The sequence below is a fragment of the Myceligenerans salitolerans genome, assembly GCF_017349295.1.
GTDB lineage: Bacteria > Actinomycetota > Actinomycetes > Actinomycetales > Cellulomonadaceae > Myceligenerans > Myceligenerans salitolerans.
Genome location: NZ_JAFMPK010000037.1, coordinates 1 through 13,113, shown reverse-complemented (window position 1 = coordinate 13,113; position 13,113 = coordinate 1). Strand labels below are relative to the sequence as shown.

The 13,113-nt window shown below is 71.4% G+C and carries 10 protein-coding genes; 3 read left to right on the top strand and 7 right to left on the bottom strand.

The genetic code is table 11. The annotated features are described in order from the left end of the window. Positions 1 to 151: 151 nt before the first annotated feature. Entirely contained in the window at positions 152 to 3,766 is a 3,615-nt protein-coding gene (locus J0911_RS09190) for a proline dehydrogenase family protein (protein ID WP_207275171.1), read from the bottom strand. 133 nt (positions 3,767 to 3,899) lie between these two features. Between J0911_RS09190 and J0911_RS09185 the strand changes: the two genes are divergently transcribed. Continuing rightward, positions 3,900 to 4,658 (top strand): helix-turn-helix domain-containing protein, encoded by a 759-nt coding sequence (locus J0911_RS09185; protein WP_242636516.1) that lies wholly within the window; start codon positions 3,900 to 3,902, stop codon positions 4,656 to 4,658. Here J0911_RS09185 and J0911_RS09180 read toward each other — a convergent pair. The 3 genes from J0911_RS09180 to J0911_RS09170 all read right to left on the bottom strand — a co-directional run bounded on the left by J0911_RS09180 (position 4,655) and on the right by J0911_RS09170 (position 8,029). Further along, the gene (locus J0911_RS09180) at positions 4,655 to 5,641 is read right to left on the bottom strand and encodes a LacI family DNA-binding transcriptional regulator (RefSeq protein WP_242636515.1); all 987 of its coding nucleotides are present in this window, start codon (positions 5,639 to 5,641) and stop codon (positions 4,655 to 4,657) included. The genes J0911_RS09185 and J0911_RS09180 overlap by 4 nt on opposite strands. Before the next feature lie 69 nt (positions 5,642 to 5,710). Then, positions 5,711 to 7,249, bottom strand: a complete 1,539-nt coding sequence (locus J0911_RS09175) for a GH1 family beta-glucosidase (protein ID WP_207275170.1) — start codon at positions 7,247 to 7,249, stop codon at positions 5,711 to 5,713. A 255-nt stretch (positions 7,250 to 7,504) separates the two neighbouring features. Then, positions 7,505 to 8,029, bottom strand: coding sequence for a DUF2505 domain-containing protein (locus J0911_RS09170; protein WP_207275169.1), 525 nt, complete (start codon positions 8,027 to 8,029; stop codon positions 7,505 to 7,507). 130 nt (positions 8,030 to 8,159) lie between these two features. Between J0911_RS09170 and J0911_RS09165 the strand changes: the two genes are divergently transcribed. After that, positions 8,160 to 9,638 carry a sensor histidine kinase gene (locus tag J0911_RS09165; RefSeq protein WP_207275174.1) on the top strand — a complete coding sequence of 493 codons (1,479 nt, stop codon included), beginning with the start codon at positions 8,160 to 8,162 and terminating at the stop codon, positions 9,636 to 9,638. A 107-nt stretch (positions 9,639 to 9,745) separates the two neighbouring features. Here J0911_RS09165 and J0911_RS09160 read toward each other — a convergent pair whose 3' ends face one another. Beyond that, a complete protein-coding gene (locus J0911_RS09160) occupies positions 9,746 to 9,994 on the bottom strand; it encodes a WhiB family transcriptional regulator (RefSeq protein WP_123813288.1) in 249 nt (82 codons plus the stop codon). Between the two features lie 284 nt (positions 9,995 to 10,278). Here J0911_RS09160 and J0911_RS09155 point away from each other — a divergent pair, with 284 nt between their 5' ends. Then, complete coding sequence (locus J0911_RS09155) at positions 10,279 to 10,740, top strand: hypothetical protein (protein ID WP_207275168.1); 462 nt, start codon at positions 10,279 to 10,281, stop codon at positions 10,738 to 10,740. 169 nt (positions 10,741 to 10,909) lie between these two features. On the opposite strand, the gene J0911_RS09150 is transcribed toward J0911_RS09155, so the two are convergent. Together J0911_RS09150 and J0911_RS09145 are read right to left on the bottom strand one after the other, a co-directional pair. Next, positions 10,910 to 12,145, bottom strand: a complete 1,236-nt coding sequence (locus J0911_RS09150) for an ABC transporter substrate-binding protein (protein WP_242636514.1) — start codon at positions 12,143 to 12,145, stop codon at positions 10,910 to 10,912. Positions 12,146 to 12,331: 186 nt separating this feature from the next. Continuing rightward, positions 12,332 to 13,111 (bottom strand): carbohydrate ABC transporter permease, encoded by a 780-nt coding sequence (locus J0911_RS09145; protein ID WP_242636510.1) that lies wholly within the window; start codon positions 13,109 to 13,111, stop codon positions 12,332 to 12,334. Positions 13,112 to 13,113 lie beyond the last annotated feature (2 nt).

Below are 13,113 nucleotides of genomic sequence, written 5' to 3'. Positions count from 1 at the left end.
GAGTGCTGCCGGGCCACCGCCGTGTCATCGGGCCGCCGCGTCATCGGGCCGCCGTGTCATCGGGCCGCTGCGTCATCGGGCCGCCGCACCGCCGGGACGGGCGTGCCCGCCCACGGTGAGCGGGTACACCACGGGGCGCGACGTGCCCGCCTCAGCGGCGGATGTGCCCGTACCGGTGCATCGTGCGGCTGATCGCCTGCTCGCGCAGCATCGTCAGGAGCTCGCGGCGCCCACTGGCCAGGACCGGCTCGTCCAGGACGGTGACCGTCGCCAGGCGGCTCGTCGCGGCCTCGCGCAGGCCGGGAGCCTCGCCGATCACACGGATCCGGCCGGTGACCAGGCCGTCGGCGACCGCTTCGGCGAACTCGTCGTGCGTGAGGTGGCCGACGGCGGTCCGCGGCGTCCCGGCGGGAGGGGTGTCGCCGCCGACCGTCCGTGACACGTCGACCGGCACGCCCGCACGCTCCGCCGCGGCCAGGACCCGCTTCACCTCGACCTCGCGCGCACCGTCGCCCACGCGCACCGTCAGCCCCGGCACGGGCCGGTAGCGGAACACGTTCGACTCCGCCTCGAGCCCGGTCGGGTCGTGTTCCACGCCGAACTCACGGGCCCACCAGCGCTCGTCGTCGGCCGTGGCCACGGCGAGCCAGCCGTCCGGGTCCTCGTCACGCGAGGGGACGTCGGCGGAGTCGGACCACGTGCCGAGCTGAGCCACGTAGTTCGGACCACCGGCCTTCGCGCCCGGGCCGACCGACGACGCCTTCCAGCCGCCGAACGACTGCCGCTGCACGATCGCGCCGGTGATGTGCCGGTTCACGTAGGCGTTGCCCACCTCGACGCGATCGAGCCAGTGGTCGATCTCGGCCTCGTCGAGCGAGTGGAGGCCACCGGTGAGGCCGAACGAGACCGCGTTCTGGAGCTCGATCGCCTCGTCCAGCGTGCGGGCGGTCATGATGCCCAGCACCGGGCCGAACACCTCGGTCAGGTGGAAGAAGGATCCCGGACGAACACCCTCGCGCACGCCCGGCGTCCACAGACGGCCGTGCGCCAGCCCGGCCTCGCGGGCCACGGCGTCCAGGCGGCGCGGGCGCACCAGCCATGACTCGCCCGGCTCCAGCGTGGTCAGCGCCCGCAGCAGCTTGCCCTGCGCGGGCTCCGTGAGCGGGCCCATCACCGTGGACAGCGACGTGGCCGGGCCGACGGCGAGCGACCGCACCGCGTCCACGAGCTGGCGCCGGAACCGCTCGCCCGTCACGCTCTTCGGGTCACCCACCGAGCCCACGAGGATCACCAGGGACGCCGCCGAACACTTCTGCCCGGCGTGCCCGAACGCGGAGCGCACCACGTCGGCGACCGCGAGGTCGAGGTCCGACGACGGCGTGACGACCAGCGCGTTCTTGCCGCTCGTCTCGGCGAGGATCTGGAGGCCGGGTCGCCAGGAGGCGAACATCTCGGCCGTCTCGATCGCCCCGGTCAGTACCACCCGGGCGACGCCGTCGTGCGTGACGAGGCGGCGGCCGAGGTCGCCGTCCGGTACGCGGACGTACTGCACGACGTCGCGCGCGACCGCCGGGTCCAGCCCGATCTCGGGCGCGACCTCGTCGAGCGCCGCGTGCACGGCCTCGACCGCCAGTTCGTAGCACCGCGGGGTGGGCGGGGCGGGCTTGGCGATCACGGCCGACCCCGCTGCCAGTGCCGCGAGCACGCCACCGATCGGGATCGCGACGGGGAAGTTCCAGGGCGGCGTGACGAGTGTGACCCCGCCGGCGTGGAACTCCGCGCCGGGGTACGCCGCGGAGGACGGGTCGAGGCGCTCGGCGCTCACGGCGTAGTAGGCGGCGAAGTCCACGGCCTCGCTGATCTCGGGATCCACCTCGGCCACCGTTTTGCCGGCCTCGTGCACCGCCGCGGCGACGAGGTCCGTGCGGGCCGCCTCGAGATGGCGCGCGGCGGCGCGTAGCACACGCGCGCGGTCCGCCGGGGAGACGCGCGACCAGGCCGCCGTGGCCCGCCCCGCCGTGGCGACCACGTCGTCCACCTGCTCGATGGTGGCCAGCGGCGAGGTGATGGCGGGCACGAACCCCGAGCGCTCGCCGATCACCCGTGCCGCCCAGTCGCGCGAGGCGGCGACGGCGGGGTCGGTGTCGACGGCGTTGCGGAAGCCGGCCGAGTCGTCGGCCGGGGCCGTGCCGGACATGCCGCCTTCCGGCGCCGCGGCCGTCGAGGCACCGTTTCCGGGCGTGCCGGTCCCCGGCCGGCCGGGGAGCGCGTCGCGCGGCACGCGGCGGGGGGCGACGTCGGACGGCTCGTAGTGCACGCCGTCGGCGACCGAAGCCCGGAAGGCCGCCTCCTGCAGGTCCATCGGGTCGGCGGGGGAGCCGGCCTCGTGCGCCCCGGCGAACATCGCGTAGACGAAGTTCTCCCTCGTGGCGTTCTCCTCGAGACGGCGGACCAGGTAGGAGATGGCGACGTCGAAGTCCTCGTCGCGCACCACCGGCGTGTAGAGCACGACGCGGCCGCCGTCGGGCGTGATCTCGTCACGCACGGCGGCCGACTCGGCGGGGGCCATGCCCTGCAGCATCTCGATGTCGAGAGCGTCGGCCACGCCGCGGCCGCGGGCCAGCAGCACCGCCAGTGCCACGTGGTACAGGTTGTGCGACGCGGCGCCGATCCGGACGGCGGCCGTGCGGTCGGGCCGGAGGGCCTCGTTCAGGAGGCGCACGTAGTTGGCGTCGACGTCGGGCTTCGTGGGGTACGGCGCCTGGGGCCAGTCGTGCAGCGCGGCCTCGACCCGTTCCATGGACAGGTTGGCGCCCTTGACGAGGCGCACCTTGATCCGTGCACCGCCGGAGGCCACCCGCTTCTGCGCGAACGCGGTGAGGTCGTCGAGGGCGCCCTGGGCGTCCGGCAGGGAGGCCTGGAGGACGATGCCGGCCTCCAGGCCGCGGAACTCGTCACGGTCCAGGACCGCCTTGAACACCTCGGTGGTGAGGGCGAGGTCGCGGTACTCCTCCATGTCGAGGTTGACGAAGACGCCGTGCTCGCGAGCCGCGCGGTAGAGCGGGACGAGGTGCTCGACGACACGGTCGCGGGAGCCCGGCAGGTCCCACGTGACGAGCTGTGCGGCGACGCTGGAGACCTTGACGGACACGTAGTCGACGTCGGGCCGCTCGACGAGCCCGATCGTGCGCCGCAGGCGTGCGGCCGCCTCGGCCTCGCCGAGCACGGCCTCGCCGAGCAGGTTGACGTTGAGGGTGTAGCCCTGCGCCCGGGTGCGGGACAGGTGGGCGGTGAGTCCCGGGCCGGCGTCGGCCACGAGGTGCCCCACGAGCTGCTTGAGCCGGGCACGGGCGGCCGGTACGACGACGGCGGGCGCGAGCGGGGCGGCCAGCGCGCCGGCGCGGAACAGCAGTCTGTCGACGGGGCCGAGGAAGGTGGCGGACCCGGCCTGGCTGCCGAGCCGGGCCAGGGCCTTGGCGGCGACGCGCGAGTCCTGCGGGCGCGCGACGTCGTCCACGAAGCTCATGGCGAGTTCGAGGCCGGCGGGGTCGGAGACCAGGGCACTGAGGGACTCCGACGCGCGCGCGGCGGCGCGGTCGGCGGCGGACGGGTGGGCGGCGCGTCGTTCGCTCGCGCGGATCCAGCGGCGGGCGAGGGCGACGGCGTCGTCGGCCAGGGACTCGGCGGAGACGGCGGCGTTCGTGGCGCCGGCCGGCACGTCGTCGTGCACCGAGACTGCACGGGGATGCTGGGCAGAGCTCTTCATCCCTCCAGGGTGCACCCTGTGCGCGCGGAGCGTATTGGCGGATTCCCTCGTTCCGGGAAGGAATTCCGGTCAACGCAGTTCCGGGCAGGACGCGGCGATGCCGCCACGCGGGAGGGAGCGGGATGATGGGGCGATGAGCATCTCCGTGACCGAGGCGTCCTGGCCCGAGGCGAAGGCGCTGCTCGATGCCCTCAGCCCGGCGATGGTGTCGCTGATGGACGAGCTCAAGGGAGTGATGTTCTGCGCGAAGGACGCCGGCGGGCGGTACGTCCTGGTCAACGAGGTCTTCGTCGCGCGGACGCGGGAGCGGTCGCGGCGCGACGTCGTGGGACGGCGGGCGCCGGATCTCTTCGTGGCCGACCTCGCGGAGCGCTACGAGGACCAGGACGAGCAGGTGCGGGTCACGGGCCGGCCGCTGCGCGGTGAGCTCGAGCTGATCCGGCACGTCGGTGGGGCACCGGGCTGGTTCCTCACGGCCAAGCTGCCCGTGCACGACGCCGCGGGAGGCTTCGTCGGCCTGGTCTCGGTCTCGCAGGACCTGCGCTCGGGGGACGCGGACGACGCGATGATCCGGGACATGGCCCGGCTGCGCCACGAGGTGGAGGCACGGCTGGATCTCGGCGAGGTGCCGTCGGTGGGAGATCTGGTGGAGTTGTCGGGTTACGGCGCCGGGGCCCTGGATCGCCGGGTGCGCCGGGTGTTCGGCCTGTCACCACGGCAGCTCGTGCTGCGGCTACGGGTGGACCGCGCCACGCACCTGCTCACGTCGACGACCGTGCCGTTGGCTCAGGTCGCCACGGCAGCAGGGTTCTCGGACCAGGCGTCCTTCACCCGGACGTTCGCCCGCGTGACGGGCGAGACGCCGGCGGCCTTCCGGCGCCGCAGCGTTTAGGCCGAGGCGCCCTCGACCAGTTCCACCTCGAAGACCTGGGGGTCCATGGCGATCGGTTCGCCGGCCAGAAGTGCCAGGAGGGTGCTCGTGGCAGCGTTGACCATCTCGACGACCGGGTTGCGCACGGTGGTCAGGCGTGGGGTGGTCGAGGCGGCGATGCCCAGGTCGTCGAACCCGGTGACGGCGACGTCCCCGGGAACGGACAGTCCGCGGGCGGCGAGCGCGTGGAGCGCGCCCTCGGCCATGAGGTCGGACGCGGCGAAGATCGCGTCCAGGCCCGGATGCTCGTCGAGCAGGCGCTGGGTCGCCTCAGTGCCGCCGATGACCGTGAAGTCGCCCTCGGCGACGGCGTCGTCGGGCATGCCGGCCTCACGCATCTCCGTGCGCCAGCCGGTGAAGCGGTCGACGCCCGCCGTCATGTCGAGCGGACCGGTGATGGTGCCGATGCGACGGCACCCTCGCTCGACCAGCCGCCGGGTCGCCAGGCGCCCGCCGCCCACGTTGTCGACGTCGACCCAGCGCAGGCCCTCGTCCGCGAACGGCCGGCCGACGAAGACGGCGGGCAGCGAGCCGCCGGCCAGTTCCGGCTCCAGCCGGTCGTCGCGGTGGTGGGACGCGACGATGACACCGTCGACGTGTCCGCTGCCCAGGTAGCGGGCCATCTGCCCCGGGTGCTCGCCGGGCCGTGCCACCAGCAGGACCAGCTGCAGGTCCGTGGCGGCCAGCCCGGCGGACACGCCCCGTAGGGTGGCGGCGAGGAACGGGTCGGTGAGGATCCGCCCGTCCGGCTCGGGTACGACCAGGGCGATCGAGTCGGTGCGCCGGGTCACCAGGGAACGAGCGGCGCGGTTGGGCGAGTAGCCGAGCCGGGCGACGGCGTCGTCGACGGCGGCCTGCGCCTCGGGAGAGACGCGCAGGCCGCCGTTGATCGCACGGGACGCGGTGGACCGGGAGACTCCGGCAGCGCGCGCGACATCGTCCAACGTCGCTGGTCCGTCGAGCGTCAGCGCGCACCCCCTCAGTCGGCCGGCCGCGGGGTGCGGCCGAGTGGTTCAGCGTATCGGCAACTCCGGCAGGGAGCCGTCCGTCGCGACCTGACCGTACCAGCGTCCCGAGGCCTTGACGATGCGCTCCTGCGTCTCGTAGTCGACGCGCACGAGGCCGAACCGCTTGCCGTAGCCCCAGGCCCACTCGTAGTTGTCGAGCAGCGACCAGCCGAAGTAGCCGCGGACGTCGGCACCCTCGTCCATGGCGTCCTTGATGGCGCGCAGGTGGCCGTCGATGAACGCGATGCGGTCGTGGTCCTCGACGTAGCCCTCGGCGTCCGGCACGTCGTCGTAGGCGCAGCCGTTCTCCGTGACGTACATCGCGATCCCGCGGGGTCCCGTGTAGTCCTCCTGGAGACGGAGCAGGAGCCGGGTCAGGCCCTCCGGCTGGATCTCCCAGTTCTGGTCGGTCAGGGGCAGCCCGCGCGGATGCACGTACGCGCCGTCGCCGCCGGGGAACGGGGACGACGTCGCCCGGCTGAGCGGGGCGTTGCCCGCCAGCGGGGCAGGGGCGGGGACCGCCGCGACACCGTTGCCGTGGTAGTAGTTCACGCCGAGCGTGTCGATGGGTGCCGAGATGGTCTCGAGGTCGCCGTCCCGGACGTGCTCGGTCAGGCCGTACGGCGCGACATCGGTCAGGACGTCCTCGGGGTAGGCGCCGCGCAGGATCGGGTCCGCGAAGATCCGGTTGAAGGCGCCGTCGAGCCGGCGTGCGGCCTCGACGTCGGCGGGATCGTCCGGGTTCAGCGGGTCCTCCACCTCGAAGTTCAGGGTGATCCCGAGGTTTGCCTCCGGCGCGCGCTCGCGCAGGGCCTCGACGGCGAGGCCGTGACCGAGCATGAGGTGGTGCGCCGCGGCGAGGCCGTCCTCGCGGGACTGCCGTCCCGGCGCGTGCTGGCCGCCCGTGTATCCGAGGAACGCGGCGCACCACGGCTCGTTGAGCGTGGTCCAGACGCCGACCCGGTCGCCGAGGCGCTCGTGCGTGGCGACGGCGTAGTCACGGAAGCGGTAGGCGGTGTCGCGGACCGGCCAGCCGCCGTCGTCCTCGATCCCTTGCGGGAGGTCCCAGTGGTAGAGCGTGAGCCAGGGCAGGATGCCGGCGCCGAGCAGCTCGTCCACCAGGCGGTCGTAGTAGTCCAGGCCGGCGGCGTTGAACTCCCGGCCACCGGGCTGGATCCGGGCCCAGGAGGTGGAGAACCGGTAGGCCTTGATGCCGAGGTCCCGCATCAGGGCGACGTCCTCCGGGTACCGGTGGTACTGGTCACAGGCCACCTCGCCGTCCTCCTGGTTGAGGACGGCACCGGGAACACGCGCGAACACGTCCCAGATCGAGTCCTCGCGTCCGTCGGTGCGGGCGGCGCCCTCGACCTGGTAGGCCGCGGTCGCAGCGCCCCAGAGGAAGTCCCGCGGGAAGTCCACGCGGCCGGTTCCGTTGGCACCGCGGGCGGGCCGTGGCCTGCTCGGGGTGTAGGGGAGCGCGGTTCCCGGTGCGGCCAGGGCGCCTCCGCCCGCGGGTCCGGTCGCTGCTGCGATCTCGACGTCCATCGTGTTCCCTTCGACGTGGGCGGGTGCGGCCTTGCGACCCGAGTCGGTTGGCAGCGCCCGAGATAGGTGTGGTAGCGCTCCCATGCCCGAACGATCGTTGTCCGATCCCCGCGTCGTGTCAAGCCGGGACGGCCGTACGGTACGGGTCGCACGGCCCGTGGAGTCTCCGCCACGTCCTCGTCGTGTGTCGAGCGGGCAGGCTCGATGTGAACCGGTTAAGAGCTCCGGTGCGCCGGACGGCCCGGGCGGGCCCTCCTACGGCCGCGCGCCCGCGAGCCAGGCGTGCCCGGCTTCCGCCTCGGCCTCCAGGGCGGCACGGACGGCCTTGGCGGCCGCCTCCTCGACCACGGCGCCGAACAGCGGGACGGTCGATCGCACGTCACCCTCATAGGTGAGCCGCGTACCGCCGTCGGCCAGCGGTTCCAGCCGGCCCGTCCCCGTGATGCGCACGGGCGCGCCGATGATCTCCACGGAGAGCGTGCCCATGCGCCGGCCGTCCGCCGGCGCCTCCCAGGCCTCCGCCTGGCGGATCTCGAGGGCACCCCCGACGAACGAGCGCACCTGCGCGGGAATCTGATCGGTGGCGAGCGTCCGCCGTACCACCACGGTGAAGCCGTGGTCCACGGATCCGGTGACGTCGGTCTGCTCGACCGTGCCGCCGCCGGGGGTGCCGGCGCGCACGGTGCGCTCCGAACGCCAGCGGACGAACCGCACATCGGCGAGCATCGCCGAGACTTCGTCAAGGCTGGCGGGGTACGTCAGGTCGACCGTCAGGTGCACGTGCTCTCCTCGAGGTCGGTCACGCCGGTGATCAGAACTCTAACGTGTCGGGGTTGCCCGGTGGTTCCCGGGTGTGTTGCCACGTCGGTTCCCGGGCCGGCCGATCTCTTACCCTTGAGCCGTGTCCGCGATGAGTGATCTGATCCTTGAGCACGCCGAGCTGGAGCCTGCCGACATCGAGTGGCTGCATCTCCTCGTCGGCGACTGGCAGGTGATCTCGGACCTCGCCTTCGCCGATCTGGTGCTCTGGCTGCCGACCACCGACGGCGGATTCGTCGCACTCGCCCAGTGCCGTCCGTCGACCGGGTCGACCGTGCACTACGACGACATCGTCGGTTCCGTCGCGCCCGAGGGGCAGCGCCCGCAGCTGCGCCGTGCCATCGAGGAGACCCGGGCGCAGCGGGCGCGGGAACCCCGGTGGTTCGGCGCGTACGCCGTGCGTGAGGAAGCGGTCCCGGTGGTGCACAAGGGCCGGGCGATCGCCGTCGTGTCGAGGCAGACGAACCTGGGGTCGGGACGTACGCCGTCCCGCCTGGAACTGAACTATGTCGAGGCGGCCGACGACCTCGTCGCGATGGTCGCGCGCGGGGAGTTCCCTCTCCCCAACGCCGCGACCGGGCCGCGGCGGGGTGCGCCGCGCGTCGGTGACGGGCTCATCCGGCTCAACTCCGAGGGCGAGGTCCTGTACGCGAGCCCGAACGCGCTGTCGTGCTTCCACCGGCTCGGGGTCATCGGCCCGCTCGGCGGTCAGTCGCTCGTCGAGGTCGTGGCCCGGGTCGTCGAGAAGCAGGCGAACCCCGTCGACGAGTCGATGCCGCTGGTGGTGATGGGCCGGGCGCCGTGGCGCACGGACGTCGAGGCGCGGGGCGTCGCGCTGTCGTTGCGGGCCATGCCCCTGACGGACCACGGCCACCGCATCGGCGCCGTGCTGCTGTGTCGTGACGTGTCGGAGCTGCGGCGGCGCGAGCGGGAGCTCATCACCAAGGACGCGACGATCCGCGAGATCCACCATCGCGTGAAGAACAACCTGCAGACCGTCGCGGCGCTGCTCCGGCTCCAGGCCCGGCGCATGGACGTGCCCGAGGCGCGTGCAGCCCTGGAGGAGGCGATGCGCCGCGTCGCGACGATCGCGCTCGTGCACGAGTCGCTCTCGCAGACGCTCGAGGAACAGGTGGAGCTCGACGACATGGTGGGGCGCGCGCTGCGTCTCACGGCGGACGTGGCATCGGCTCAGACCGCGGTGCGGACGGTGCGGAACGGCTCCTTCGGGCTCGTTCCGGCGCAGGACGCGACACCGCTCGCCCTGGTGCTGACGGAGCTCGTGACGAACGCGGTGGAGCACGGGTTCCCGGGGCGTACGTCGGGGACCGTCGAGGTCAACGTGGAGCGCAGCGGCAGCGACATGCGGGTGATCGTGTCCGACGACGGCGTCGGGCTGCCCGCGGCGGAGGGCGGCACGGGGCCGGGCAGCGGCCTGGGCACGCAGATCGTCCGGACGCTCGTCATGAACGAGCTCGGTGGCACGATCGAATGGTCGGCACGCGACGGTGGCGGAACCGAGGTGGAACTTCGGCTGGTGCTGCGCGACGGCGGTGGCCGGGCGTCATGAGGACCACGGATGCCGGCGGTCCGTATCGCCCCGGGTACGACGAAGCGCCCGGGACGGTGGGGGAGTCCCGGGCGCTTCGCAGGGGTGCGTGACTGGTGGGGCGGTTCTCAGCCGGCGCGGCGGGCGCGAGCGGTACGACGCTTGAGCGCGCGGCGCTCGTCCTCGCTCATGCCGCCCCACACGCCCGAGTCCTGTCCGGAGTCGATCGCCCACTTCAGGCAGGTGTCGACGACGTCGCATCGACGACACACGGCCTTGGCCTCCTCGATCTGCAGCAAGGCAGGTCCGGTGTTGCCGATGGGGAAGAACAGCTCAGGGTCTTCTTCGAGGCACGCTGCACGGTGGCGCCAGTCCATGTCGGATACTCCTTGTGGTGGAACGTACCTGCCGTTCGGGTGCCGGGCAGTCATGACCCGCGCCATCGTCGTGCGTTCTGGGGGCGCCGACCGGCCGGGTGCACTGCGCCTGTGGGCAGCGGCTGTGCAACGTTTTCGGCCGCAGTGCGCCGAGGGCGCTCGAACTTCAGGTGTGTTCGGGGGGTTGGGCTTGCTGGTACTAGGTTCACATCTCGTGAAGCCTCGCACAAGGGGTTGCAGCAAATTTTCCCCGTCACAGCAGGTGAGGTTTCCGTCACATTATTGTGAATCTGCACTTCACCGCAATCTCGTCTGTCAACTTCACACCCGAAAGCGATACTGTGAGCAGATCTTTGCCATTGCTACGTTCACTTCTGGCACTCCTTGTGGTAGAGGCCGCCGGTGTCGGCGCATTCGCGCTGGCCATCCTGGGAGAGCTGGCGCTCCGCGGGTCGCAGGCCCCCGAGGTCGCGATCTTTCTGGTCCTGGCCATGGGCGGCGCCGCCTGGGCCCTGGTGACGGCCGGGCGGGCGCTGCTGCGAGGGAGCCGCGTGGCACGAGGTTTCGCGATCACGTGGCAACTGTTCCAGATCTTCGCGGGATTGGCCGGTGCGCTGGGTGGTGGGCCGCTCTGGGCGGTGATCGGGGGATGGACGGTCGTCCTGCTGGCCGTGGTGGCGATCGTGCTGCTCATGTTGCCACCGGTTATAGAAGCAACGACTAGGACGTCCGTCCATGAAGATTGACGCATTCCGGATGAGGCGACGGTGTGGATTTCCGCGCAGGTAGCGGCGACGGCGGTGCGTGGCACCGCGGGCGATCGGTGGCTCGTACGGCCGACGGGCCACCGGAGTACGCAGAAACGCCGAGGTGACGGGGCGTGAGCCCGTCACCTCGGCGTTCTGGTGTCGCGTGTCAGCCTGCGGCGGCGGCCAGCTGGGACTGGAAGGTGGGCACGTCACCGTGGCCGTCGGGCCCGACGAACTTGAGCGTCGCCTGGGATACCGCGTCGAGCTGGGCGACCGGGACGGCCGCGCCGTGCGCCAGGGAGGAGACGATCGCGTCCTCCTCGAACGACTTGATCGCCATCCGCTGGTACTCCGTGAACTCGCTGCGGTCGACGTCCGTCCGGGCCGGGATGGAGCCCTTGATCTTGTTGAACGCCACCTGCCCCTCCTTGGAACTGACCGTGTCGAGCCACGCCTCGGTGCTCTCCGGATCCAGGATCCCGGCGGTCATCGTGAAGGAGTCGGCGAGGAAGTCGAACGAACCGGCGGTGCCGGGCGCCGGGACGGCCACGTAGTCGCTGCCGAGCGTCATGTCCGCCTCGTCGAACGCGCTCACCGCCCAGTCGCCCATGATGTTGAACGCCGCCTCGCCGTCGATGATCATCTTGGTGGCATCCGGCCAGTCGATGTCCTCGCGGTTGTCGTTCGTATAGGACATGAGCGTCTTGAAGTTCTCGAGTGCGGTGGTGACCTCGGGACTCGTCCAGTCCGTCGTGCCGTCCCAGAGGCCGTTGTAGGCCTGGGGGCCGAGCGTGCCGAGGAGCACCGTCTCGAGCAGGTGCACCTGCGTCCACGTGGTACCGATCGAGAGCGGCGTGACACCGGCCTGGTCGAGCTTCTCGAGGTCCGCGATGAAGGCGCCGATGTTCTCGTACCTGGCGGAGGGGTCGATCCCGTTGGCCTCGAGCACGGTGGGGTTGGCCCACATCACGTTGGCGCGGTGGATGTTCGACGGCACGGAGTAGATCTTGCCGTCGTCGGTGGAGAGCTGATCGATCAGGTCCTCCGGGAAGACGTCGGTCAGTCCGTACTTCTTGTACAGGTCCGACACGTCCACGACGTAGCCGTCCCTGATGTAGTCCTCGAGCTCCGCCCCGGCATGGACGAGGAAGGTGTCCGGTGGATCTTGGTTCTCGAGGCGTGACTGGAGGTGGTCCTTGGCGGCCGATCCGCCGCCACCGGTGACGCCGTCGTTGACGAACTCGATGTCGGGGTGCTGCCTCTCGAACACCTCGGCCAGTACGTCCAGGCCGGTCTTCTCGACCCCCGCGGCCCACCAGGTGTACACCCCGACGTCGGTATGGGTTCTGAGAGACGGCTCGGCCTCTCCTGATGAGGCGCCGCCGCAGGCGGCAAGAGTCATGACGAGCGCGGTAGCTGTCGCCACCGCCGCGGTCGTCCTCCGAGTCACTCGCATCTGGTGGACCTGAACTTCCTTCGTCGTTGGAGGCCGGGCAGTGAGCTGCCTGGGCTCCGGCTGGGGGTGGCATCCGCTGCTCGGCTGGGTGGTGGTGCCCAGGAGCATAGCGAACAGGCGGAGCCGTGGGTCTCAGCCCTTGACGGAGCCGGACATGAGGCCGCCGACGAAGTATTTGCCGAGGAGGATGTAGACGATGAGGGTGGGGAGGGAGGCGAGGAGGGCGCCGGCCATGGAGACGCCGTAGTTTTGTAGGAGGGCGCCGTTGGCGAGGTTGTTGAGTGCGACGGTGACGGGGCCGTTGCTGCTGGAGGAGAAGAAGACGGCGAAGAGGAAGTCGTTCCAGGCGTTGGTGAATTGCCAGATCAGGACGACCACGAAGCTGGGGATGGAGATGGGGAGCAGGATGTTCCAGTAGGTGCGTAGCATTCCGGCGCCGTCGACGCGGGCTGCTTCGATCAGTGAGTGGGGCACTGTCATGTAGTAGTTGCGGAAGATGAGGGTGGTGATGGGGATGCCGTAGATGACGTGCAGGAGGATGAGGGTGGGGATGCCGGTGGGGATGCCGATGCCCAGGACGAGTTGGTTCAGGGGGATCATGACGGCCTGGTAGGGGATGAACATCCCGAACAGGATGAGGGTGAAGACGAGGTCGGCGCCTTTGAAGCGCCAGCGGGCCAGGACGAAGCCGTTGAGGGAGCCGAGGAAGGCGGAGATGATGGTGGCGGGGATGACCATCTGCAGGGAGCGTGCGATGGCGGGGGCCAGGGTGGTCCAGGCGGTCTGCCAGTTCTCCAGGGTCCAGGTCGTGGGTAGTGCCCAGGCGCGTGCGGGTGCGGCGTCGCCGGCGCCCTTGAAGCTGGTCACGAACAGCACGTAGACCGGGATCAGCACGAGCAGCACGAACAGCAGCA

What these genes read in the sequence shown, in the direction of transcription:
- J0911_RS09190 (WP_207275171.1), bottom strand. Translation starts at nt 3,766, where the DNA reads ATGAAGAGCTCTGCCCAGCATCCCCGTGCAGTCTCGGTGCACGACGAC.
- J0911_RS09185 (WP_242636516.1), top strand. Translation starts at nt 3,900, where the DNA reads ATGAGCATCTCCGTGACCGAGGCGTCCTGGCCCGAGGCGAAGGCGCTG.
- J0911_RS09175 (WP_207275170.1), bottom strand. Translation starts at nt 7,249, where the DNA reads ATGGACGTCGAGATCGCAGCAGCGACCGGACCCGCGGGCGGAGGCGCC.
- J0911_RS09165 (WP_207275174.1), top strand. Translation starts at nt 8,160, where the DNA reads ATGAGTGATCTGATCCTTGAGCACGCCGAGCTGGAGCCTGCCGACATC.
- J0911_RS09160 (WP_123813288.1), bottom strand. Translation starts at nt 9,994, where the DNA reads ATGGACTGGCGCCACCGTGCAGCGTGCCTCGAAGAAGACCCTGAGCTG.
- J0911_RS09150 (WP_242636514.1), bottom strand. Translation starts at nt 12,145, where the DNA reads ATGACTCTTGCCGCCTGCGGCGGCGCCTCATCAGGAGAGGCCGAGCCG.